Here is a 21,506-nt window from a genome sequence, read left to right as displayed (position 1 = left end):
TTTAAAGCTCTTCTGGCGCAATTCCCATCAATTCTTGGTATTTGCTAATTGATAAATCCATTAATTTTTTAAATTCATCCTGGCCATAATCCAGTTGCTTGGATGCCATATTTTTTAATAAGGCATTCATTTGAATCATGAGCTTAAAGCAATGTTTTTCAATGTCAGAATACTTGTCTTCTGGGCTTTTTTGATTCTGCTGACTTTCAGTCACCATCAATCCGATTTCTGTCATTTTGGTAATGGTATAAGAAAGAGAATCATCATTATCCCCAGCATATTTGGTCAGCTTTTTATAGAGATCATTCGGTACGGTAACAGTCACTCTAGGCATAAAATATCCTTTTAAATTTATATTTGGTGATGCAAATATGATGAAGTGATTGATGCATTATAAGATGCACCAATAACACAGTCTAGTATTGTATAGGAAAAACAAATAGCGCTACCAGTGATGCACTAAGATGCATTTGTGATGCAAATAATTGGTTATATAATGGCCATATAAAAGAGCTTTTACGCTCCTTTTTGATTGTTTTTAAACCTATGGAAAATATTTTTCTTTACACTTCATTTATGCCGTATTTAAGTAATATAAATCAATAGGTTACAAATTAGCATTCTAATGCGAAAGGTGTGGTGCGACAAGCTAAGTCGCTGTTTTGAGTTGTTAATCGGGTAACCGAAAACCATCTGTGTCGTCAGATGAACCTAGGGGAGATAATAAGCCTCTCTGACAAAGTAGTGAAACTACGGGTGAAGAGCTCGTAGTGAGATGATAACGCCCGAAAGGATCAAAGTCTACCTGATAGCCAAATTCGGGATAACTACAAGGTAGCTGGTATGGTGAACATAAGTGAATCTGTGATAAAGGTCGTAATTCGCAACAAGCGCAATTGGCTGAAACGCTTGAACCAAAAGGTACGAAAGATAGTTGGGAGAATCACACGCATCCTACACGACTAGTTTCTTTCCGGCCGAGAGCAGACACCTAACCCAGCATCACTCAAACAACGGAACTTGGGAACCCTGTATTCTTCTCCACTACGGAGACAGTAGATCGTAAGGTCTACCTATGAGAGTGCAGGATTGGGAGGTTGGAAAAAGCAAAAGCCGATTTGTAACGAATCGGATACAGGTTTATACCTGGTCTGAAAAGAAGCTGACGTCCAACTGGTCTTTCATTGCGAAAGAGTTTGTAGAATTCATAGAAGTGAGGAAAGCAAATGACAGATGCTTTGATATCTGGTGCACCTGACACAGCCCTTTCAAATACAGACTGGAACCAGATTTATTGGTCCCGTATTGAGAAGAACGTATATGGACTGCAAATGCGTATCGCAAAGGCAGTAAGTGATAAACAGTACGGCAAAGTTAAATCACTGCAATGGTTACTCGTTAATTCTAACAGTGCAAAATTGCTGGCAGTGAGGCGGGTCACAACATCTAAAGGAAGTAAGACAGCTGGTATTGATGGCACTCTCTGGACAACATCAGAAGAAAAGATTCAAGCTGCCCACAGTCTGAAAACGAGAGGGTATAAAGCGCAGCCACTTCGAAGGATTTATATTCCTAAGAAAAACGGCAAGATGCGATCTTTAAGCATACCCACTATGAAAGATAGGGCGATGCAAGCACTTTACCTATTAGCACTAGAACCTGTTGGGGAAACTACCGCCGATCGAAATTCCTATGGATTTCGACCCAAACGTAGTACTCATGACGCAATTTATCAATGCTATGCAACACTAGCAAGGAAAAACTGCGCTCAATGGATTCTGGATGCCGATATTAAGGCTTGTTTCGATGAAATTGATCATAAATGGCTTGAAGAGAACATTTTAATGGATAAGCGAGTGCTTAAACAATGGTTAGCAGCAGGTTACATGGAAAAGAATCAATTATTCGAAACCATACGCGGTACCCCGCAAGGTGGACCCGCTTCACCAATACTTGCGAATATGGTACTTGACGGTCTAGAAAAAGAGATTCATTCCGCATGCAAAATACGTGACAAAATTAATTTTATCCGTTTTGCTGATGATTTTATCGTAACTGCTAAATGTCCCATTATCCTCAAAGAAAAGGTGATCCCTGCAATAACTCAATTCCTCGCCTTACGAGGTCTCTCGCTATCTCAGGAGAAAACGAAAATAGTGCACATTGAAGAAGGCTTTGATTTTCTTGGTTTTAATGTCAGGAAATACAATGGTAAGTTCTTAACAACACCATCTAAAGACAGCATTAAAAACATAAAACAGAAAATTAAAGCGATAATTCAAAAAGGTTACGGTTGGAGTGGCGCAGAATTAATTTCTACACTAAACCCTGTAATCAAAGGATGGGCGAACTATTATCGACGGGTTGTTGCCAAGAAGACCTTTGCTGAACTGGATTGTTACATCTATCAAAAAACATTTTACTGGACGATGAGAAAATTTCACGGACATACGCGCTATAAAGCAGTAGACCGATATTTTCGCAATCGTAGTCTTTTCAGACGCTGGATTTTCAGTGATAAGATTAAGACCAAAGACGGAGATAAGAAGTTCATTTGTATTTGTAAAATGATGGACATCAAAATACAAAGACATGTCAAAGTCCGAGCCAGCGCAAACCCTTATCTTCCAGAGTATATCGAATACTATGAAGAGAGAAATAAATGGGCGAAAAGCCGCTCTTTTATTCAAAGGGAAAGGGACAAAATGCTCAATGTTATTGATAGCGAGACACTGCCGGGTGTAAGCCTTTGGGAGGCTTGAGCGTAGTGCGGCGAAAGTCGCACGCTACGTTCTTAGGGGACGGGATCGGGGCGACTCGATCCTGTTACCCGACCTTGTTTTTTGCTTTTAGAATCTATTGTACTAAAATTTTACTATTTTGTAGTTTATCCTTTTAATTAGATTGAGCGCATTGCTATTGCGCGTTTGTGGATAGCCTGCGGTCTGTAGAACATCTTAGTTAGCCATAGCTCCATCCTTAATTGATTATGCGTTTAGCAAGTAGGGCCCCAGGTAGCCCCTCTAATAAACCTCGTTTTTTCCTGACTAAAAGTCTAGAATCATGTAAAATCTCCGCTATAACTATTGTTTTATAAAAAATTAGAATAATTTTTGCGTTGGCGTAGTATTTTGATATATAATTAAGGTATCCAAACCCGCCACGCCTCTTAACAATGCGGACCTCGGCGGGTTATTTTTTTATGACTAAGCAACATTTTACAAAACTACCCACATCATTAGACGAACAAATTAATCTATTAAAAAAACGTGGCCTTACAATCCCAGATAATAAAATTTGCCAGCATAATCTTTCTACAGTAAGTTACTACCGACTTTCTGCGTATCTTAAGCCATTTGAAAAAGATCAAATATCTCATATCCTGCATCCAGACATTAACTTTGAGGATATTTGGAATCTTTACGTATTTGATCGTGAACTTCGATTATTATTTTTGGATGCATTAGAGCGCATCGAAGTGGCGCTCAGAACATCTTTAGTCAATACGATGTCTCACCAATATGGGGCATGGTGGTATTTCGATAAAAAGCCATTTAAATCATCCTGGTTTGAGAAGAATCAGCGAACTCAAAAATGTCCTTCCGAAGAATTTAAAAAAGAAGTTGAGTCATTATGTGGTCGAAATTCGGCAGAGGGGAGTATTCAACATTTCTACAAAAAATATCATTCTCCCCAATTTCCTCCAAGTTGGATGCTTTTTGAGTATTTATCTTTTGGGAAATGCACTAGCTTGTTTCGTTACCTAAAAGATCCACAGGATAAAAAAAGAATATCGCAAATATTTAATCAACACCCAAATATTGTGGAATCATCAATTGAAGCATTACGTTACACCCGCAACATTTGCGCACATCATTTAAGGCTTTGGGACAGGTGGTTTGTTTATAAACCAAGAAGAATCAAGGAATTGACGGATGCTAATTGCATTCCTGGTACCCTAAAAGAACAGATTGTTTTATTAAATCTTTTTCATAAAGCTGTCTCGCCGCGGTCTTTGTGGCATACAAGGTTATACGAATTATTTGAAAAACACATAATTCCTTCAGTTCCTGTAAAATTGATGGGAATTGATCATAATTGGCGTGAAGATCTAATTTGGAAGGCTCTATAATGATATTAGCTAATACTGAGCTCGCTTTAATGCAGGTGACCGAGAAGAATTTTCAAGCTTATCGACACCAAGATATCACCTGAAGTTGGAGAGCAAATTATGAGTCTAGCAACACAATTAAAAGAAGAGGGTCGTCTTGAAGGCGAACTGAATAAAGAGCGAGAAATTGCAAAGCGAATGCTCGAAGAGGGCTCTGAGCTGGCTTTTGTCGTTAAAGTAACTGGATTATCACTGGAACAGCTTAAAGAGATACAAAAACATTAAGATATTGTTGCAGTAAAGTTATTGCAATTCTTTAATCTAATTGGGATAGGTTGGTATTCTCTGTAACTGTTGAAACAGTATACTGTGTAACGTTTTTCCTATATCCAGAAATTTAAATTCAACTGGGCGCCCAAATTAGCGCCCAGTCGGCACTCAGTTGTTATCTGAGATTCAAATTTTATATTGACATTAGCAACTATTGTGCATTAAAATGTGAAAAGATATAAAAGTATCGTCAAAAGTAGGTTTATAACCCCATGAAAATTACATCTTAAGTACGCCCATCTAATAGGGCGAAGAGAGAAAATCATTTTTGATTTTCTATTTTTTATTGTCCTAAAAGACATGCTTAAGAGTAAATCATGCACCATAAACCGATTCAATTTAAAGACCTTAGTCTTATCTATCCGCATAAAATCTGCTTTCAAGACTTCAATGGTGAAATTCACTTTGGTGAGCGTATTGCACTGATTGGCCGAAATGGATCAGGAAAATCAACCTTACTTAAGATGCTTGCTGGTCTTTGTGCAGCCTCTGCTGGCGAAATTAAAATACCACTGGATGTTCGTATTGGTTATTTACCTCAAGTGATTGAAGAGTGTTCTGATTTAAGTGGTGGTCAACGATTAAACCAATCATTAACCAAAATATTGTCTGAGAGTCCTAATGTATTGTTGTTAGATGAACCTACAAATCATCTGGACAGACGCAATCGTCGTTCTTTAATGCGTATGCTCGAGCATTATCCGGGGACGTTGGTCATTGCTTCTCATGATACGGAGCTCATCAATACAGTCGCAGATACTTTATGGCATATTGATTTAGGTAAGCTCACTGTATTTAGAGGGGCTTATTGTGATTATCAGCAAATGCTTGAAGACAAGAAAGTATCGATTGAACAGGAATTATCACGGATTTCACGTGAGAAGAAAGAATCACATCTTGCCCTAATGAGAGAGCAAGAACGGAATAAACGCTCTCGTGTTCAAGGTGAAAAAAAGATAGCGCAGCGTAAATGGCCAACGATTCGGTCTCATACAAAGCTCGCCAATGCAATGACAACAGGAAATAAACGATTAAGTCAGATTAATCATAAAAAACAACAGATGCTTGAAGAGCTTTCATCTTTAAACCTTCCGGAAACAATTAAGCCCAAATTTAAATTAAACGGTCTTGACCACCATAAGCCTTTAATCAGGATTCAAGACGCTTCTATTGCCTACGAGGTTGGAGAAGAGATTCTTGAAGGGATTCATTTTCACTTAAATGGCTGCGAACGGGCGGCATTGTATGGGGACAACGCATCAGGGAAATCCACCTTTGTCAAAGCGATCTTGGAGGATAGTTACATTAAGAGAACAGGTGAGTGGACTCTTCCTCAGCGCAATACAGTTGGGTATCTCGATCAGCATTATCAACATCTGGATTGTGACGAAACAGTTCTGGATTTGATGAAAAATCAGATGCCCCATGCTTCTCATGCTGAACTTCGTGTCCATTTGAATGACTTTTTATTTCGCAAAAACATCGAGGTAGAAATAAAGGTCAAAGATCTTTCTGGTGGTGAAAAGGCAAGGCTTTCTTTAGCCTTAATTGCGGCCAATCCGCCTAAGCTAATTATTTTAGATGAGGTAACCAACAATGTAGATCTGGAAACACGCGATCATATCATTGAAGTATTACGTGAATTTCCAAGTGCAATGCTGGTTATTTCTCACGATTATGATTTTTTAGATTCCATTCACATTGAAACTAAGTATCACGTTCATCAAGGGAAGATACATCATTTCAATGGGGAACAATCAGAGGGTGTTCATCATGACTAATCGTTTGCCTAATCACATAGGCTCTTTTATGTGGCATTTTTTAAAACCGTATCGTCGCATGGTTTTTTTATTTATCCTGCTTGCTTTAATGGCTGGATTTTGGGGACCGTTTAATAGTTTATTGATTAAATCCTTCATTAATACCTTAGTGGCAAAGACAAGTACGGATTTCTCCTCTTTGTATTGGATCGCTGGATTACTAGTAGTGAACTTTATTGTTTTTGACAATATCACCTGGCGAACAATCGGGTACTTGAACTATAAATATGAAGCGGTGATTAAAAACCAAATTATTAGCCAAATGTTTGAGTATGTGCTAGGAAGTAGTACGCAATTTTTTCAGGATAACCTATCTGGGCGAATTGCCACACAAATTACGACTCTTGCTGATAATCTTGAGATTATTTTGCATCGCGTGTCTGTCGATTTTCTTCGTGGCGCTTCATTGTTAGTGGTTTCATTTATTACAGCTTATTTTGTTAATGTCCTGTTCTTTTATATTTTATTTCTTTGGTTTATTGTCTTTGCCTCATTTAGTATTTGGATGTCGGCGCGATTGGTTCAATTGTCCGATGACCATGCAAATTCTGAATCGCAGCTTTCTGGACAATTAGTCGATAGCCTGGCGAATCAATCCAATATTCGTATTTTTTCACGTAAAATCTACGAAGCGGAACGTATGAACACGTTTTTTAGCTTGGTACAGCGGGCTTTTCAAAGAAAAGAGCTGTTTATTGTTTTATTATGCTGTGCACAAGGGGGAATGATTGCGTTAATGATGGGTTTGGCATCGATTACCTTAATTCACTTGTATGGTAAGGGACTTGTGAGCATTGGTGATTTTGCTTTGATTCTTGGGCTTTCCATGGAATTGGGGCATATGATGTGGTACACCATGTACCAAGTGGATCAATTTAACCAAGCCTTGGGTAAAGCAAGACAAAGTTTAAATGCATTGGTCATTCCCCATGAGATACAAGATAAAAACAATGCATCCCAATTAGTGGTCATGCAAGGACAAATTGAATTTTCCAAGGTAAAATTTCATTACCAAGGTGGTTACTCCCTGTTCCAGAATAAGTCGGTAACCATTGAAGCGGGTCAAAAAGTGGGGTTAGTGGGCTATTCAGGAAGCGGCAAGTCCACTTTTGTTAATTTGATTTTGCGACTTTATGAAGTAGTGGATGGGCAAATTCTAATCGATGGTCAAAACCTATCCGAAGTGACTCAAGAGAGTTTAAGACAAGCCATTGCCATGATTCCACAAGACCCAACTCTTTTTCATCGAAGCCTGATGGATAATATTCGTTATGGCAGGACTGAAGCCTCGGATGAGGAGGTCATTTCAGCCTCCAAGAAGGCCCATGCGCATGAATTTATCACTCTTTTGCCAGAAGGTTATGAGACCTTAGTTGGAGAACGTGGCGTGAAGCTTTCAGGTGGTCAGCGCCAGCGCATTGCCATTGCTCGTGCGATTTTAAAAAATGCACCCATTTTAATGTTGGACGAAGCCACGTCTCAGCTCGATTCCATTACAGAATCCAACATTCAAGACAGTCTTTGGGAGTTGATGCAGGGAAAAACAACCCTGGTCGTTGCACATCGCTTATCGACTCTGCTGCATATGGACCGAATTTTAGTATTCGATAAAGGCCATATCGTTGAAGACGGGACACATACTGAACTATTGAATCGCGGTGGTTTGTACAAAACACTGTGGGATGCGCAGGTAGGTGGGTTTTTACCCGATGAGCGAAAAGAAGAGTCTCAAGACTTAGTGGATAGTGGGGTAGCAAATGAATAAACCACATACAGAGTTTAGGGTAGTGAATTATTTACTTAATGACTTATTATCCGGTTTGCAATCAATTTTAAAGGAACATTTGCTGGGCGTTTATGTGTATGGTTCATTTGTTTGGGGTGATTTTGATGAAACAATCAGCGACATTGATGTTTTTGTGGCATTAAACCAGGAAATTACACCGGAAGAATTTGCAGTCCTAAATAGTTTACATGCCAATCTTGTTCAGCATTTTCCAGCTTGGAATGACCGAATTGAAGTAGCTTATGCATCTTATAGAATGTTACAACATTTTAAGACAGAGCAAGGTCAAATTGCTGTTATTAGCCCAGGAGAACCGTTTCACATCAAAAAAGCAGGAACAGATTGGCTTATTAATTACTATTTGTTGCAAACAGATAGCCTCATTCTATACGGTCCATCAGCAAAGTCGATTATTGCTCCTGTATCAGACAGTGAGTTTATAGAGCATGTCAAAAAACAGGCCATTGAGTGGCAAGATTGGGTTACTCATACCAAAAATTCTTTAGGGTACCAATATTATGTTGTATTAACTCTATGCAGGGCTTTGTATGTGCTCCAACATCAGGAACAAGGCTCTAAGTTAAAAGCTGGAACTTGGGCTAAAAATCAATTTCCAAAATGGCAAGTTTTAATTCAACGAGCATTAACTAAATCTGAACTAAATCATGCAAGCGATATCTTGACCGAAGAAACTTATCACGAAGTCACTGCATTTGTGGGTGAAATGGTTCAGCATATTCAAGAGAGAGAATAAATGATGGAAGTCAACCAAGAACAAAGACTCATCGAAGTAGTTCCTTATAATGCTAATTGGCCTATGCAATTTGAACAGGAAGCAAAGCGAATTAAAAAAGCATTAGGCAGTAATTGCATTGAAATTCATCATATCGGTTCCACATCAGTACCAAGTTTGGCTGCAAAACCAGTAATCGATATGATTCCAGTTGTTTTAGATATTAGCAAAGTGGACAGTGCCAATGCTTCTATGCAAGCACTTGGCTATGAAACAAAAGGAGAATACGGTATTCCTTTTCGCCGCTATTTCCAAAAGGGAGATAGTCCACGCACCCATCATGCTCATATTTTTGAGATTGGAAACTCCGAAATCGAGCGGCATTTAAAATTTAGGGACTGGATGAGAGCACATCCAGAAGATAGAGAAGCCTATGCTCGTTTAAAACAAGAGTTGGCGCATCAACATCCCTATGACATTACTGCCTATTGTTTGGGTAAAGAAGACTTTATTGCAACAATTGATAAAAAAGCAGGGTTTAATGGATTAAGAGTGGTGAAGGCATTAACACCGCGAGAATGGGATAAAGTACGCCATTTTAGACAATTCTATTTTTTTGATAAAGCAGGGCTGTCTGACCCTTACACTTGGACTTTTGAGCATGATGCTCATGTTCATTTTGTTTTATCTCAAGGAAGCGACATCATTGGTTATGCCCATCTGCAATTATGGCCTCAAAAGAGAGCAGCTTTGCGTATCATTGTGATTGATGAGGAAAAAAGAAACCATCAATACGGTAGCCAATTCTTGGCATTATGTGAAAAGTGGCTCAAAAACCAAAGATATCAAAGCGTGCACGTGGAGTCCTCACCGGATGCGCTAAGATTTTATAGAAATAATGGTTATATCGACATGCCATTTGATGATCCGGATGGCTATGAAAGTGATGCAAGAGATACTGCGGTAGGGAAAATACTATGATTCAAATCGAAAAAATAACGGGTGAACTGGCCAAATCATTGTGCCGAACAATTACAAAGGATCTACCTGAATACTTTGGTTTACCAGAAGCTAATGAGCACTACGAAATAGGTGTGAAAACACGTACGAATTTTGCGGCGAAAGATGGAGATGACACGATTGGCCTCGTTTCTATTGATTTTCCTTATCCTAATAATGCCAATATTTACTGGATGGCTGTAAAACGTGATTATCATCGTCAAGGTATAGGAAAGCAATTAATCATTGCTGCTTGTCAATTCGCTAAAACGCAAGGAGCTAAAACCATAACTGTTGAAACACTAAGCCCCTCTGAATCAGAAGAAAATTACCCTAAAACGTATCGATTCTATCAGTCGGTTGGTTTTAATGCTCTTTTTGATTTAAAACCCGCAGGGTATGAGTGGAATATGGTGTATATGGTGAAACAGCTTGAAGTTTTAGCAGAAAATCAACAGTCAATTGCCATTAAGCCACTGGAATTATCCGATATTCCCATTTTGGTCAATGCATTTCAAAAAGCAAATTGGCAAAAACCTTACGTCTTGTTTGAAGGGTATCATCAAGAACAACAACAATCTGAGCGAGTAGTTTGGGTAGCCTATGTTCAAGACCAAATTGCGGGCTATGTTACTCTAAAATGGGCCTCACACTATGAACCCTTTGCTCATAAAGGAGTCCCAGAAATTATGGACTTAAATGTATTGCCTGCATTTCGCAAGCTTGGGGTAGGCAGCGCTTTACTAACAGCTGCTGAAGACAAGGCAGCCAGTCAGTGTGATGTTGTAGGTATTGGTGTTGGGTTATATGGTGGTCCTGATGGAGGATATGGACAAGCTCAACGACTTTATGTTAGCCGAGATTATATTCCTGATGGTTTAGGGGTAACTTATGGTTATAAACCAAGCATTCCTGGGGAAACATATCCCTTGGATGATGATTTAATTCTGTGGTTTACCAAAAAATTAACCAAAAATTTGCATGCAGAAAGTGATGTCGTAACTAAAAAAACACCTGATAGCCACGATGTGTATGTACCAAATACAAACTATAAATTGGAGTTCAATGCAAAGGATTCATTTAAAATTATCGATCAAAAGTTGTTTGAGTTTAATAAATCGTGCGTCCCTTCCACACAAAAACCTGAAGTAATTGATATAAACGTTACGATCAAAAATGGTGATGAAGTTATAGCAGGCATTTGTACAGATGTTTATATATGGAAAATCATGTACATCAGTGTCTTTTTTGTTGAGGAAAAATATCGCAATCAAGGTTTGGGTGCCATTTTACTCAATAAAGTTGAGGATAAAGCAAAAGAATTAGGAGTCACTTTAATTCACCTCGATACCTTTGATTTTCAAGCAAAAGATTTTTATCTCAAACATGGTTACGAAGCGTTTGGTGTTTTGAATGACTGTCCAAAAGGTCATAAGCGTTATTATATGAAGAAGGTACTATGAGTTTTATAAAAAAAGGAATATACCGTCATTATAAAGGCAATCTATATGAAGTTATTGATGTTGCTAGACACTCAGAAAGCTTGGAAGATATGGTGGTGTACAGAGCGCTTTACGGCGATTTTAAACTATGGATTCGACCTCTTAAGATGTTTCTTGAAGACATTGAGATAAATGGAGAGATCCAAAAAAGATTTGAATTAAATGAATAGATTAGAACAAGCAAATCGTTTTATCTTCACTGGCACCCCAGGCAGTGGAAAAACTTCTGTTATTTTGGCATTGAAAAGATTAGGGCATGTAGTGATTCCTGAATCTGCAACGGATGTCATTACAGAAGAGCAGGCAAAGGGAACTATGCGCCCATGGGAGCAGGCTGATTTTGTAGATAAGATCGCCTTAACACAAAAATTAAGGCAATTGAATGCTCAAGGTGAATTGCAATTTTATGATCGATCACCATTTTGTGCTTATGCATTGGGACGTTATTCCGCTCATTGGCATCATCATGATTTTACACCCTCACCTATCTTATTAGCTGAAGTTGACCGCTGCCTAAAAGCGGGTATCTATCAACGCAAAGTATTCTTTTTTGAGAACTTGGGGTTTATTGAACCAACTTCCGCTCGCAAAATCAGTTATGAAGACGCTCTTATTTTTGAGCAAATTCACATAGATGTATACAAAGAGTTTGGTTTTGAAATGGTGCTTGTGCCTAAGAAAACGATTGAAGAGCGTTGCCGATTTGTTCTTGAAACGGCAGGTAGGAGTGGACTATGAGCAGAAATAATGTGAGCTTATAATAATGGAAAAAAATTATTTAAAGGAAATAATCATGTTAAAAAAAGTAGCGTTTACCATGTATCCTGTCGAAAATTTAGATCGTGCGATGGATTTTTATAAAAAAAATCTTGGTCTAACACCTAGCAAAATATCTGCGAATGGTCATTGGATAGAGTACGACCTACCACAAGGCGGATGCTTTGCGATCACAACTCTTGCAGAAGGTGTTAAACCAAGTGCTGTGTCCGGGGGTAGTATTGCTTTTGAAGTTGAAGATTTGGATTCCTTAACGCAACAATTAAAAAAGAATGGGGTAACATTCAAATTGGATACTTTTTCATCACCCGTATGTAGAATGGCAATTATCATCGATTCTGAAGGAAATGCTATTACACTGCATGAGCTCAATCAATAAGTCTGTATACAAAGGATAAATGATGATGTTTGCTAAATGTTCTGTTTTTATTGCTACAAGTCTTGATGGCTTTATTGCAAGAGATAATGGCTCTATTGATTGGCTAACGAAAGCAAATGAGCTTGTGCCCCCAGGCGAGGATGGTGGTTATAAAGAGTTCATATCTACGGTCGATGGACTCATTATGGGGAGGCACTCTTTTGAGAAAGTTTTATCATTTGACCCTTGGCCTTATGGTGAGCTTCCTGTCATAGTGATGAGTAGCAAACCTATAGAAATTCCTGCTCATTTAAAATATGTTTCAGCATCTTCCGAAACACCCAGCGAGCTCGTTAAGCGGTTAACTGATGAAGGATATAAGCATCTTTATATTGATGGCGGGATAACTGTCCAAAATTTTATAGCCGCGAATTTAATCCATGAACTAACAATAACCATCGCACCAGTCTTGCTAGGTTCTGGTCGTTCATTATTTGGATATTTGACACAAGACATTGAATTGGAGCATCTTGAAACCAAATGTATTGGCGGTGGTTTTGTTCAGTTGAAATATCGGACTAATCCCTCAACCAAGAAAAGAAATAAAAATAATGTCTATCTTATTTATGATGAAATCTCTGAGTGGTTTGATAGTCATCGCAATAAAGAGCTCAAGATGGAGCAATCTTATTTAGAGTTCCTGCAAAATAAGCTTCCTTCAAAAGGCAAAATTTTAGATGTTGGCTGTAGTACAGGCGAACCCATAGCACAATTTTTAATTAAACAAGGGTATAAAGTAACAGGCATTGATGCAAGTCAAAAAATGATTGAGCAATGCAAGAAAAGATTCCCAAATGCAAAATGGCTACTTGCCGATATGAGAACTTTAGATTTACAAGAGAAATTCGACGCTGTGATTGCCTGGCATAGTTTCTTTCATTTACCTCATGATGATCAACGAAAAACATTAAAATCCCTTTCTTCTTTGGTGGAGCAAAATGGTTTATTAATATTTACTTCCGGACCCGAGTACGGGGAAGTCTGGGGTGATAATGGGGGATATGATTTATATCATGCATCCCTTTCGTCTGAAGAATATACTCAAATTCTTCTAGAGTGCCATTTTAAAGTCCTTGTACATAACATTAGGGATCCTGATTGTGGGGAAGCAATTGTTTGGGTTGCTCAAAAAAACCACGTTACTCCAGAATAAAATGAAAAAAACTTCTTCAAATCTTATACTCAAAAATAATGGGATATCTATTTGGCATCATAGGAGATTTTTTAACACCAATTTTGATGCATCCCATTTTCTTGTAAAATGGTTCAGCACCAGGATCGCTCCATAATTTGAATCTACTAACACCATTTGATTTAAAATCTTCTACCATCATAGACCACATTTTTTTACCGAAGCCTTTACCAATATAATCTAGATCAATAAAAAAATTATCCAGTTCAGACTCTTTATTTCTGATGCTAAAACTATAAAAACCCATCACCTTTTCGGGTTTTTCAGTATTTCTTTCACAAAAAAGTTGCACTGTATTTTTTTCAAGATAGTCTGTGGTCATTTGAAAAAGCTGCATGAATTTGTCCATAAATGCTTTATCATATCCCCAATAAGATTTTGAACGATACATTAATTCATTGATCTGTTTTAATTCATGAACGCCAGCTCGTACACATTTTACAATCATCAAGAGTCAACCATTTTAATAGAAAAGTTATATCCGAGTCGCCATAGAGACAGTATTTAGGATCATCAGTCATGCTTCATCATTATATTTCAGGCTACTAATTTTACATCATGCTGACGCTACTGGTAAAATCGGAAACCAAAACTTCATCCTCTAAAACAATGACTATTGAACAGAATGAATTAGAGATTAAAAATAATCCACATCAAAGCATCAAATGGGGACAACCTATTCCACTTTCTCCAATCTTAGCTCCTGATTGTCCTTACCCAGTTGAGGCACTTCCCTCAATTGTTAGAAAAGCCGTAGTGGACTATCAACAATATGGACAGCAGCCACTACCTTTAATTGCATGCAGCGCTTTGGCTAATATGTCTCTATCATGTCAATCTCTTGCCAATGTAGCACGAGACAACTATTTAATTAGTCCTGTATCGCTTTATTTTCTAATTGCCAGCGGCTCTGGCACCCGAAAAACAGCTGCAGATAATGTTTTTTCGAAAGCAGCGCGTCATTGGGAAACACTTATTCGTAAAAGGCGTGAACCTGAAGTATTGTCAGCGCTAACGCAACACCAAGTATGGCAAATGGAAAAAGACAGTTTATTCTCCCAAATCAAACGTGCAACCTATACGGGAGAAGACTCAGATTATGCCAAAGAAATGCTTGATGAATTAATTCATCAAGAACCGGAAATTCCTTTGCAACCCACTCTTTATTTTGAAGATGCTACCCAAGAAGCACTGGCTATTCATTTGGCCCAAGGTTGGCCTTCTGCTTCCCTTTGGTCTGATGAAGCAGGCATCATCTTAGGAAGCCATAGTATGCAAGGCAATCCGACTCGTTTTGTAGCTTTGCTTAATCGTTTGTGGGACGGTAAGACGTTCACGGCACATCGCAAAACAACGCAAGGATTTACCATTGAAAATCGGCGTTTAACACTTAACTTGATGATGCAACCGCTTATATTACAACAACTTACCAAGCAAGCATCGGGTATTAGTCGACAAAGCGGTTTTTTAGCTCGTTGCCTTATGGCTTACCCTGCCAACAGTATGGGAAATCGATTTTACCAAGAGCCACCTGCTTCTTTACATTCTCTAACCCATTATGAGCAACGCGTCACTGCCTGCTTAAACCAGTCAGAGCAATTAAGCCATCAAGGTTGTATTCAACTTCCATTGTTGAAAATGAGTATGGCCGCAAAACAACAATGGATTTTATTTTTTAATGCTGTAGAAGCTGGGTTAAAACCTCAAGGCCAGTGGGTCGATGTCGTTGATTTCGCATCAAAGGCGGCTGAAAATACAGCACGGCTTGCAGCACTTTTTCATCTCTTTGAAGGACGCCATGGTGATATTGGTGTAGAGCATACCGAAAATGCCATTGAAATAATTAGTTGGCATTTGCAAGAAGCACGACGAATTATGCCTACTGAAACCGTTTCTCTGCAGTTTTCCGATGCCCTAAAACTTATGGACTGGTTTATTGAAAAAAATATTCGTTCAACAACCTTACGAACTATTCAACAATTAAGTCCATTGCGAGATAAAATAAAACGCGACCAAGCGGTTGAATTATTAGTGGAGCACAATCAAATACGCATTGTAAAATCAGGTTCAAAAACGATGGTGGAAGTGAATCCTCGTGCATTCAAAGTGTAAGTTCAACTTGATACATTAATCGTAGTACACCAATTAACAGGAGAAATTTGTGCCCTTTAATATGCTAGAAGAATGGTTGAACAAGGAAAAAGAACGAGGAATTGAAGATCCTTACTGTGCTGTTTTAAGCACTTGTAGCAGCTTAGGCGATCCTCATAGTCGAGTGGTGGCAATTCGCGAAATTGAAACCGAGAGTCTTTTATTTTTTACGCAGCAAAAAACACGCAAGGTTGCTGAATTATTAAATAACTCTAAATCCTGTTTAAATTTTTTATTTGCGATGCAGAGCCGACAAGTTATTTTGGAAGGAACAGCAATACCCATTTCTCAAAGAGAAAATGAATCTTTTTGGAGCACTCTTCCTCGTGAACGCCAATTGCGATTTTCTGCTTATGCCCCTACTTCCGGTCTTGTTATTAAAGATCTAAACCAATTGGAAACCAAGAAAAAAGAATTGAGTGAGCAATTTGCAGGCCTCCCTATCCCTATGAGTGAGTATTATTTCGGTTTTCGCTTTATCCCTAAAACATGGATTTTCTACACGGTCGGTTCTATTTCTTTTTCTGAAGTAATTCGTTATACGAAGGTAGAAGACTCTTGGAAAACAGAATTAATTTCCCCATAGGTGATATCATGTACATGCTTTGTTTTTGTGTTCCAGAAACCCATTTAGAAATTGTTAAAAATGCTATTTTTGCTACAGGCGGAGGGAGTGTTGATCATTATCAGCATTGTGCTTGGCAAACATTAGGTGAGGGGCAATTTATGCCATTACCTGGAAGCCAGGCTTTTATTGGAACAATTAATCAACTTGAAAAAGTGCCTGAATATAAAGTAGAAATTATCTGTACCAAAGAGCAAATCAAAGATGCTGTTGCGGCCTTAAAGAAGGCCCATCCATATGAATCACCCTCTTATCAGGCTTTCCGTTTTGAGATGTTATAAGCAACATTGAGAAGTGCGGCCATATTCAAAGAAGAATGAGAGTAAAAAATTTATTAATGGTTCTATTTTAGCAGGAGATTATACTAAATTAGATAATGTCCTGCCTAATAATTGAAGTTTCTTATTAATTCTTCTATCCAGCAGTTAATTTATGCTGTTATAAGTATCATGAGTAATATAGCGAGAACCGCAATCTTTTCCTGTCGCATCATCTGATTGATGATTGATTAATCCAATCACATCGATGTGATTTTTTTCTTGATCAAAATTACCAACCACACTATATATCGAACCACATTGCTCATAAACAACACTAAATGTCAGTGCATTTCCTGCCCATAGTCCAGTAATCGGTTGTCTTTGGCCAATAATTTGCTGACAATCTTTGGAGGCTACTGCTGTTGTAAAATAGCCCTCAAGCTGATTATTAGGCAAAAGCGTCAATTCAAGAATTGAGTCACGTTGATTTTTAAATATTTTTGATAGCATTGTTATACTCCTTTTAATTCATTGGCAGTATAACCACTAGGATTTTGAGTTTTTATCCGGAAAATGACGGATAGACACGGGAAAAAGTCGCTATTAATTCGGCTCTGGTGCTGACCCCTAGTTTGTGTTTCGCATTACCAAGATGAGTTTCTACTGTTCGAGGTGAAATAATTAATTGTTTCGCAATTTTTTTATCAGTTAATCCCTTGGATAAATAATAAAGGCATTCTCTTTCGCGAGCACTTAAAGCAGCAATACCATGCGGTTGTGGTAATGCAATACTAAATCCGATTAATCCTATTAATGCGCTAGAACTGTCAACAAGAGGGGATTTTTTAGTAAGGATATTAACGTAAGTTCCATCGTGTCGAATAATTTGCTCGTAATGGCTTTGGCTCTGCCTAGCTTCTATCACCGACCTATCATTGTTACGTAGTTGTGTAGCATACTCATGCCAAGAAAAATCAGTATCAGTTTTATTAGTGATTTCTCCAAGAGAACTATAGCCCGCTGAACGGCTGATGAAAAAAGCATTTGCCCAAAGATAACGGCCCAATTTATCTTTGATAAAAATAGGAGCTTCAATTAAGTCATAAGTAGTTAAAGTTAATGAATTTGAATAAACCACTCGATCTAAAGTAGGCTCATATTTTTCTTTTTCTATATGATAATGGGGCATAGAAATTATTTAAGAAGGCTGAATTTTGGTGATTTTAGCATCGTTCAAACCCCGATTACAGCCAGAATTTACATAACGAATTACATCGCTACATTTGCTACACTTTCACAATTGGTAATTCGTATTGCCTTGATAAAGGTGTTTGCAAAAGGATTTTGGCACTATTACTGTATCAAAATATCCTGAACAAATGTAGCAATAATAACGCTACACAGCCGCTACTCTTTGCTGCACTTTGCAATCCCAAATAAAATGCTCACACAATTTCGTTTTTTACCATTTTCCTTTTTTATATAAAATAATTTTAAATCAGGAACTCTTTTCAAAAAATGGTGGTGTATAAAAATGGGGGCTTTAAGAAAACCTGTAAGTTTTATCTTTATTTGGCAGGAAAATTTAATATTTAAATGGCATGGATTTTTTCCATTTAATTTGAACTCATAAATGAGCAATTACTTCCGAAATGGGTTCTTAGCTGGAAGGTACGAAAATTCCAAATCACCATTAAATCCCTTTACCTGTCTATGTTGTAGCCATTAAATTTTTTATAACTTCATGTAAGTTACACAGAGTTTTTTATTGTCATGAAGTTCATATCCATGGAATTTAAAAATGTTACAACTTGGGGTAGCGACCCCATCCGTGTCAGAATTTACGGTTTGACATCTAAATTTGCTCTAAAACCGTAAATTCTCCCACATCCTCTATTTCCGATTGATCAATAGCTGCATCGGTAAAATAAGTACCCATCGTAATCAAATGCTTATGTGGTAAAAGTGATATATGAGTTAGTGTATTATCGCTTATAACTTCGCCGTTGTTTTTAAGTTGGGTAATAATTTCTGTCATTTTCATCGTATTCCAATATAATACAGCATTCGATACTAGGCTTAAGCAGCTTGCTTTATTCATGATTTCTTCGTAGTCACCAACTTGAAATTTTCCTTGGTTTGCAAAAAAAATACAGCGCGCTAATTGATGGCGATGTTCTCCTTTGTTTAATTGGCGTTGAACTTTATCTCGAATGTCCTTGTCAGTAATGTATTGTAAAATATACTCTGTTTTAAGTATTCGGCCTAATTGTGTAAATGCTTTTGATAGCTTGTCAGATGGAGAGCCTTTCGATAACCGCCTAATAATTTCATGAGCAGGACTGAGCTTCTTTTTCAAAGAGGCTGCCACTCGTACCATTTGGTCAAACTGTTCTATCACCACTTCAATAGATGCGGTTTTAGTTAGCAGAGAGTCCAATTCACCGTAAGCAATTTCTTTATCAATGCGATAAAGTTGCTGAGATTTTAGATCTTTAATTCTCGGCATAAACCGAATACCAAGTAAATAGCACAGTGCAAACACGTGCTCAGTAAAGCCTTCTGTATCCGTGGTGTGTTCTTTAATTGCGAGAATGGTGTTGTTATCTAACAAGCCATCAATGACATAAAGCGATTCGCGTGGTGCGCATGAAATAGCTTGCGTATTAAGTACTGATAGTTGGTTTGATGTGTGCGTGTATACGCCAATCATTTTATCGTAGTAGCCCGCGTATCTTGGGTAGTATGACGACAGCAGGCTGCTTGCAGTAATAATAAAGCGTTGCCCATCTGAAGATGACATTTTTCCATCCCCATAGTTTTGGCTTAAGTCTAGTTGCGTATGTTGATTCACCAATTCTGCATTAGCAGATTTGATAGTTTCTTCCCGAATGCAGGTATCGGTAACATAACGCATCATTTTTGCAGTGATATCTGGTGTGCAATTCTCCATAGTTACAAGGCCAATATTAGTTGCTTGTGCCAAAATGCTGGCAATTAAGGTTTTATAAAAATTTTGTGGTCTCCCCTTTTGTCCATGAATCGGGGTAAAGTGTTTGGTAAATCCTGTTATGTGATCAACTTCAATTAATAGTTGCTCTATTTTTATTTTCGGCATATATGAATTTATCAGTGCCTGTAAGCGTTCTGCATCATCGGGAATATCGATTTTGTCTTTTCTTTTCAGCAATAGCTTGCCGTTTTTAATGTCAGCAAAATCATCGCTTTTAAAGCGATTGGCAGCAATCGCAGCTGAACTATGGAAATTCGCAATAATTTTGCCTACTGCATGCTCTGCATCTTGCATAATCTCTAGCGCTTGATAGCTATTTTCTTTTTCTCGCTGCCACTCACAATCTTGATATATCAAGTTCCAAAAAGAGGCATATTTGTTACTGCGCTCAACGTATAAATCGCCAGATCGAAAACCATCTTTAATCGCAACGGCAAGTCCCATTTCCCAAAGATTGCGTTTAATTTCCCCATTCTTATCTCGCATGGCAATAGTTAATTGCCCATCCATGAATTTAGTGTCCATATCACTGGGTATCTTAGCAATTTCTTGTTTATCGAGTTTGCGTACCAGTTCAATTGATTGCTCTAATGACTGACCGCCTTTTTCAATCAGAAATGGCAATTGAATAAAATCAGCAAAATAGCGGCGCATGCTGCTATAACGGTTTTGAATTAGCTTGGCATAACCAAAACGGCTCAGCACCTGGTATTCGTGCATATCATTTCTAGCCTGCTGTAGATCAGACTTTTCGGTTGAATGTGAATAAAGATCACTAACCGATAAACTGTGATCATCTTCTTGAGCCAAAATAAAGTCGATAAAGCGCTCGATCTTATCAATAGCGCGTTCATTTTTATTCTTATAAAGCTTCAAAGTTTTCAGATGTGCATTTCGGCATTCACGGCATATATTGGAAATATATTGATCATGTAATTGAATAAGGTAATCCATAAGGACTTTTTTTGATTCTGCCAAAAATAGTACCATTAAAGCGTAACGCTTTGATGGTTTAAAGCGTTTTATCTGATAAGCATCATAGTGCTTGGCAAGTTGATAAAAATATCTAGCAAGATCAGAATCTACAGTGCCGGTATCGACCAACGACAAGTCTATTTTTTCAACTTTTTGATAGCGTTCGAAATAGTCTTGCAACACCGAAATGCTACTAGAACCAGGATATTCCTTAAATTTTTGAAACCACGTGATGTCTTCGTCAGGGATAATTTCAAGCATGTCATCAATCATGTCAATCAATGCTTCAGATAGCTGCTGATAAATTCCAGAAAATATTTTTTCTTGATGCTTTGAGCAAAAAGAATTGATTTCACGCTTCAAATAATACAGCGTTGGCAAAGCAACTTGGTTGACGATCAAAAAGACTTCGGCTTCTGAAATTAGTTTTTCTGGGATCAGCATTCCTGTCTGCATTTTCTGTTGCAGCCAATCATAAAAAATAGCTTTGGCATCATTGAATGGCCTGAAATTTAAATGCGAGAAAATTGATTTCTTGTAGTCAGTTCTTGTGGCATCACGCATTGGCAAATTAACGGTACCAACAATGTCTAACCCCAATAATTTACAAGCATGTCCAATAATACGAGTATCAAGCGTGTTGGGATTATCCAGAAGCTGGCCAAATAATCTCAAGGCACAAACCTGCAGAAATCCCCATAATTGGTATTGTTTCCTAAATTTTTTAATGAAGATCGAATCGTCAGTGCTTAAAGACCAATCGCGAATAATTTCATCTTCAGAAAGTCTGGGCTGTTGTTTCATTAATAAATCA

At 37.9% G+C, this 21,506-nt stretch carries 20 protein-coding genes; 15 read left to right on the top strand and 5 right to left on the bottom strand.

What is annotated here, in order from left to right:
* Position 1: 1 nt before the first annotated feature.
* Positions 2 to 334 carry a hypothetical protein gene (locus DYC89_RS15935; RefSeq protein WP_115222802.1) on the bottom strand — a complete coding sequence of 111 codons (333 nt, stop codon included), beginning with the start codon at positions 332 to 334 and terminating at the stop codon, positions 2 to 4.
* An 892-nt stretch (positions 335 to 1,226) separates the two neighbouring features.
* Between DYC89_RS15935 and ltrA the strand changes: the two genes are divergently transcribed.
* The 12 genes from ltrA (at position 1,227) to DYC89_RS15880 (ending at position 13,629) form a co-directional block, all read left to right on the top strand.
* Positions 1,227 to 2,762 (top strand): group II intron reverse transcriptase/maturase, encoded by a 1,536-nt coding sequence (gene ltrA / locus DYC89_RS15930; RefSeq protein ID WP_115222869.1) that lies wholly within the window; start codon positions 1,227 to 1,229, stop codon positions 2,760 to 2,762.
* Positions 2,763 to 3,202: 440 nt separating this feature from the next.
* A complete protein-coding gene (locus DYC89_RS15925; RefSeq protein WP_181879467.1) occupies positions 3,203 to 4,132 on the top strand; it encodes an Abi family protein in 930 nt (309 codons plus the stop codon).
* A gap of 99 nt (positions 4,133 to 4,231) precedes the next feature.
* The gene (locus DYC89_RS16580) at positions 4,232 to 4,396 is read left to right on the top strand and encodes a hypothetical protein (RefSeq protein ID WP_181879466.1); all 165 of its coding nucleotides are present in this window, start codon (positions 4,232 to 4,234) and stop codon (positions 4,394 to 4,396) included.
* A gap of 362 nt (positions 4,397 to 4,758) precedes the next feature.
* On the top strand, positions 4,759 to 6,222 hold the full coding sequence (locus DYC89_RS15920; protein ID WP_115222867.1) for an ABC-F family ATP-binding cassette domain-containing protein: 1,464 nt from the start codon (positions 4,759 to 4,761) through the stop codon (positions 6,220 to 6,222).
* On the top strand, positions 6,215 to 8,026 hold the full coding sequence (locus DYC89_RS15915) for an ABC transporter ATP-binding protein (protein WP_115222866.1): 1,812 nt from the start codon (positions 6,215 to 6,217) through the stop codon (positions 8,024 to 8,026). The genes DYC89_RS15920 and DYC89_RS15915 overlap by 8 nt, the downstream gene beginning before the upstream one ends.
* Positions 8,027 to 8,048: 22 nt before the next feature.
* On the top strand, positions 8,049 to 8,801 hold the full coding sequence (locus DYC89_RS15910) for a nucleotidyltransferase domain-containing protein (protein ID WP_245954075.1): 753 nt from the start codon (positions 8,049 to 8,051) through the stop codon (positions 8,799 to 8,801).
* Between the two features lie 3 nt (positions 8,802 to 8,804).
* Positions 8,805 to 9,761 carry a GNAT family N-acetyltransferase gene (locus DYC89_RS15905; RefSeq protein WP_115222880.1) on the top strand — a complete coding sequence of 319 codons (957 nt, stop codon included), beginning with the start codon at positions 8,805 to 8,807 and terminating at the stop codon, positions 9,759 to 9,761.
* Complete coding sequence (locus tag DYC89_RS15900) at positions 9,758 to 11,242, top strand: GNAT family N-acetyltransferase (RefSeq protein WP_115222864.1); 1,485 nt, start codon at positions 9,758 to 9,760, stop codon at positions 11,240 to 11,242. The genes DYC89_RS15905 and DYC89_RS15900 overlap by 4 nt, the downstream gene beginning before the upstream one ends.
* Positions 11,239 to 11,451: a DUF1653 domain-containing protein gene (locus DYC89_RS15895; RefSeq protein ID WP_115222863.1), complete on the top strand. Its 213-nt coding sequence runs from the start codon at positions 11,239 to 11,241 to the stop codon at positions 11,449 to 11,451. The genes DYC89_RS15900 and DYC89_RS15895 overlap by 4 nt, the downstream gene beginning before the upstream one ends.
* Positions 11,444 to 12,019 (top strand): AAA family ATPase, encoded by a 576-nt coding sequence (locus tag DYC89_RS15890; protein ID WP_115222862.1) that lies wholly within the window; start codon positions 11,444 to 11,446, stop codon positions 12,017 to 12,019. The genes DYC89_RS15895 and DYC89_RS15890 overlap by 8 nt, the downstream gene beginning before the upstream one ends.
* Positions 12,020 to 12,074: 55 nt before the next feature.
* Positions 12,075 to 12,437 carry a VOC family protein gene (locus DYC89_RS15885; protein ID WP_115222861.1) on the top strand — a complete coding sequence of 121 codons (363 nt, stop codon included), beginning with the start codon at positions 12,075 to 12,077 and terminating at the stop codon, positions 12,435 to 12,437.
* Between the two features lie 22 nt (positions 12,438 to 12,459).
* Positions 12,460 to 13,629 carry a methyltransferase domain-containing protein gene (locus DYC89_RS15880; RefSeq protein WP_245954073.1) on the top strand — a complete coding sequence of 390 codons (1,170 nt, stop codon included), beginning with the start codon at positions 12,460 to 12,462 and terminating at the stop codon, positions 13,627 to 13,629.
* A 16-nt stretch (positions 13,630 to 13,645) separates the two neighbouring features.
* Here DYC89_RS15880 and DYC89_RS15875 read toward each other — a convergent pair whose 3' ends face one another.
* Positions 13,646 to 14,116 (bottom strand): GNAT family N-acetyltransferase, encoded by a 471-nt coding sequence (locus DYC89_RS15875; protein ID WP_021582682.1) that lies wholly within the window; start codon positions 14,114 to 14,116, stop codon positions 13,646 to 13,648.
* A gap of 110 nt (positions 14,117 to 14,226) precedes the next feature.
* Between DYC89_RS15875 and DYC89_RS15870 the strand changes: the two genes are divergently transcribed.
* Genes DYC89_RS15870 through DYC89_RS15860 form a run of 3 tightly spaced genes read left to right on the top strand, consistent with a single transcriptional unit; the run spans position 14,227 to position 16,725 of the window.
* Entirely contained in the window at positions 14,227 to 15,780 is a 1,554-nt protein-coding gene (locus DYC89_RS15870; RefSeq protein ID WP_245954072.1) for a YfjI family protein, read from the top strand.
* 49 nt (positions 15,781 to 15,829) lie between these two features.
* Positions 15,830 to 16,405 (top strand): pyridoxamine 5'-phosphate oxidase family protein, encoded by a 576-nt coding sequence (locus tag DYC89_RS15865; protein WP_115222860.1) that lies wholly within the window; start codon positions 15,830 to 15,832, stop codon positions 16,403 to 16,405.
* Positions 16,406 to 16,413: 8 nt separating this feature from the next.
* Positions 16,414 to 16,725, top strand: a complete 312-nt coding sequence (locus DYC89_RS15860; protein ID WP_115222859.1) for an NGG1p interacting factor NIF3 — start codon at positions 16,414 to 16,416, stop codon at positions 16,723 to 16,725.
* 144 nt (positions 16,726 to 16,869) lie between these two features.
* Here the strand turns inward: DYC89_RS15860 and DYC89_RS15855 are convergent, their stop codons facing one another.
* The 3 genes from DYC89_RS15855 to DYC89_RS15840 all read right to left on the bottom strand — a co-directional run bounded on the left by DYC89_RS15855 (position 16,870) and on the right by DYC89_RS15840 (position 21,496).
* Positions 16,870 to 17,214, bottom strand: coding sequence for an avidin/streptavidin family protein (locus DYC89_RS15855; RefSeq protein WP_115222858.1), 345 nt, complete (start codon positions 17,212 to 17,214; stop codon positions 16,870 to 16,872).
* Positions 17,215 to 17,266: 52 nt separating this feature from the next.
* Complete coding sequence (locus DYC89_RS15850; protein WP_220271796.1) at positions 17,267 to 17,893, bottom strand: PAS and helix-turn-helix domain-containing protein; 627 nt, start codon at positions 17,891 to 17,893, stop codon at positions 17,267 to 17,269.
* A 666-nt stretch (positions 17,894 to 18,559) separates the two neighbouring features.
* The gene (locus DYC89_RS15840; protein ID WP_115222351.1) at positions 18,560 to 21,496 is read right to left on the bottom strand and encodes a Tn3 family transposase; all 2,937 of its coding nucleotides are present in this window, start codon (positions 21,494 to 21,496) and stop codon (positions 18,560 to 18,562) included.
* Positions 21,497 to 21,506: the final 10 nt, after the last annotated feature.

The sequence above is a fragment of the Legionella donaldsonii genome, from assembly GCF_900452385.1.
Lineage (GTDB): Bacteria > Pseudomonadota > Gammaproteobacteria > Legionellales > Legionellaceae > Tatlockia > Tatlockia donaldsonii.
The sequence above is the reverse complement of the archived record's forward strand: the minus strand, read 5'-3'. Positions and strand labels throughout refer to the sequence as shown.

Bases quoted from the DNA above. Each gene is read 5' to 3' on its own strand.
- DYC89_RS15840 (WP_115222351.1), bottom strand. From the start codon at position 21,496: ATGAAACAACAGCCCAGACTTTCTGAAGATGAAATTATTCGCGATTGG.
- DYC89_RS15885 (WP_115222861.1), top strand. From the start codon at position 12,075: ATGTTAAAAAAAGTAGCGTTTACCATGTATCCTGTCGAAAATTTAGAT.
- DYC89_RS15900 (WP_115222864.1), top strand. From the start codon at position 9,758: ATGATTCAAATCGAAAAAATAACGGGTGAACTGGCCAAATCATTGTGC.
- DYC89_RS15875 (WP_021582682.1), bottom strand. From the start codon at position 14,116: ATGATTGTAAAATGTGTACGAGCTGGCGTTCATGAATTAAAACAGATC.
- DYC89_RS15860 (WP_115222859.1), top strand. From the start codon at position 16,414: ATGTACATGCTTTGTTTTTGTGTTCCAGAAACCCATTTAGAAATTGTT.
- DYC89_RS15920 (WP_115222867.1), top strand. From the start codon at position 4,759: ATGCACCATAAACCGATTCAATTTAAAGACCTTAGTCTTATCTATCCG.
- DYC89_RS15880 (WP_245954073.1), top strand. From the start codon at position 12,460: ATGATGTTTGCTAAATGTTCTGTTTTTATTGCTACAAGTCTTGATGGC.
- DYC89_RS15925 (WP_181879467.1), top strand. From the start codon at position 3,203: ATGACTAAGCAACATTTTACAAAACTACCCACATCATTAGACGAACAA.
- DYC89_RS15890 (WP_115222862.1), top strand. From the start codon at position 11,444: ATGAATAGATTAGAACAAGCAAATCGTTTTATCTTCACTGGCACCCCA.
- DYC89_RS15855 (WP_115222858.1), bottom strand. From the start codon at position 17,214: ATGCTATCAAAAATATTTAAAAATCAACGTGACTCAATTCTTGAATTG.
- DYC89_RS15935 (WP_115222802.1), bottom strand. From the start codon at position 334: ATGCCTAGAGTGACTGTTACCGTACCGAATGATCTCTATAAAAAGCTG.
- DYC89_RS15915 (WP_115222866.1), top strand. From the start codon at position 6,215: ATGACTAATCGTTTGCCTAATCACATAGGCTCTTTTATGTGGCATTTT.
- DYC89_RS15870 (WP_245954072.1), top strand. From the start codon at position 14,227: ATGCTGACGCTACTGGTAAAATCGGAAACCAAAACTTCATCCTCTAAA.
- DYC89_RS15905 (WP_115222880.1), top strand. From the start codon at position 8,805: ATGGAAGTCAACCAAGAACAAAGACTCATCGAAGTAGTTCCTTATAAT.
- ltrA (WP_115222869.1), top strand. From the start codon at position 1,227: ATGACAGATGCTTTGATATCTGGTGCACCTGACACAGCCCTTTCAAAT.
- DYC89_RS15895 (WP_115222863.1), top strand. From the start codon at position 11,239: ATGAGTTTTATAAAAAAAGGAATATACCGTCATTATAAAGGCAATCTA.
- DYC89_RS16580 (WP_181879466.1), top strand. From the start codon at position 4,232: ATGAGTCTAGCAACACAATTAAAAGAAGAGGGTCGTCTTGAAGGCGAA.
- DYC89_RS15850 (WP_220271796.1), bottom strand. From the start codon at position 17,893: ATGCCCCATTATCATATAGAAAAAGAAAAATATGAGCCTACTTTAGAT.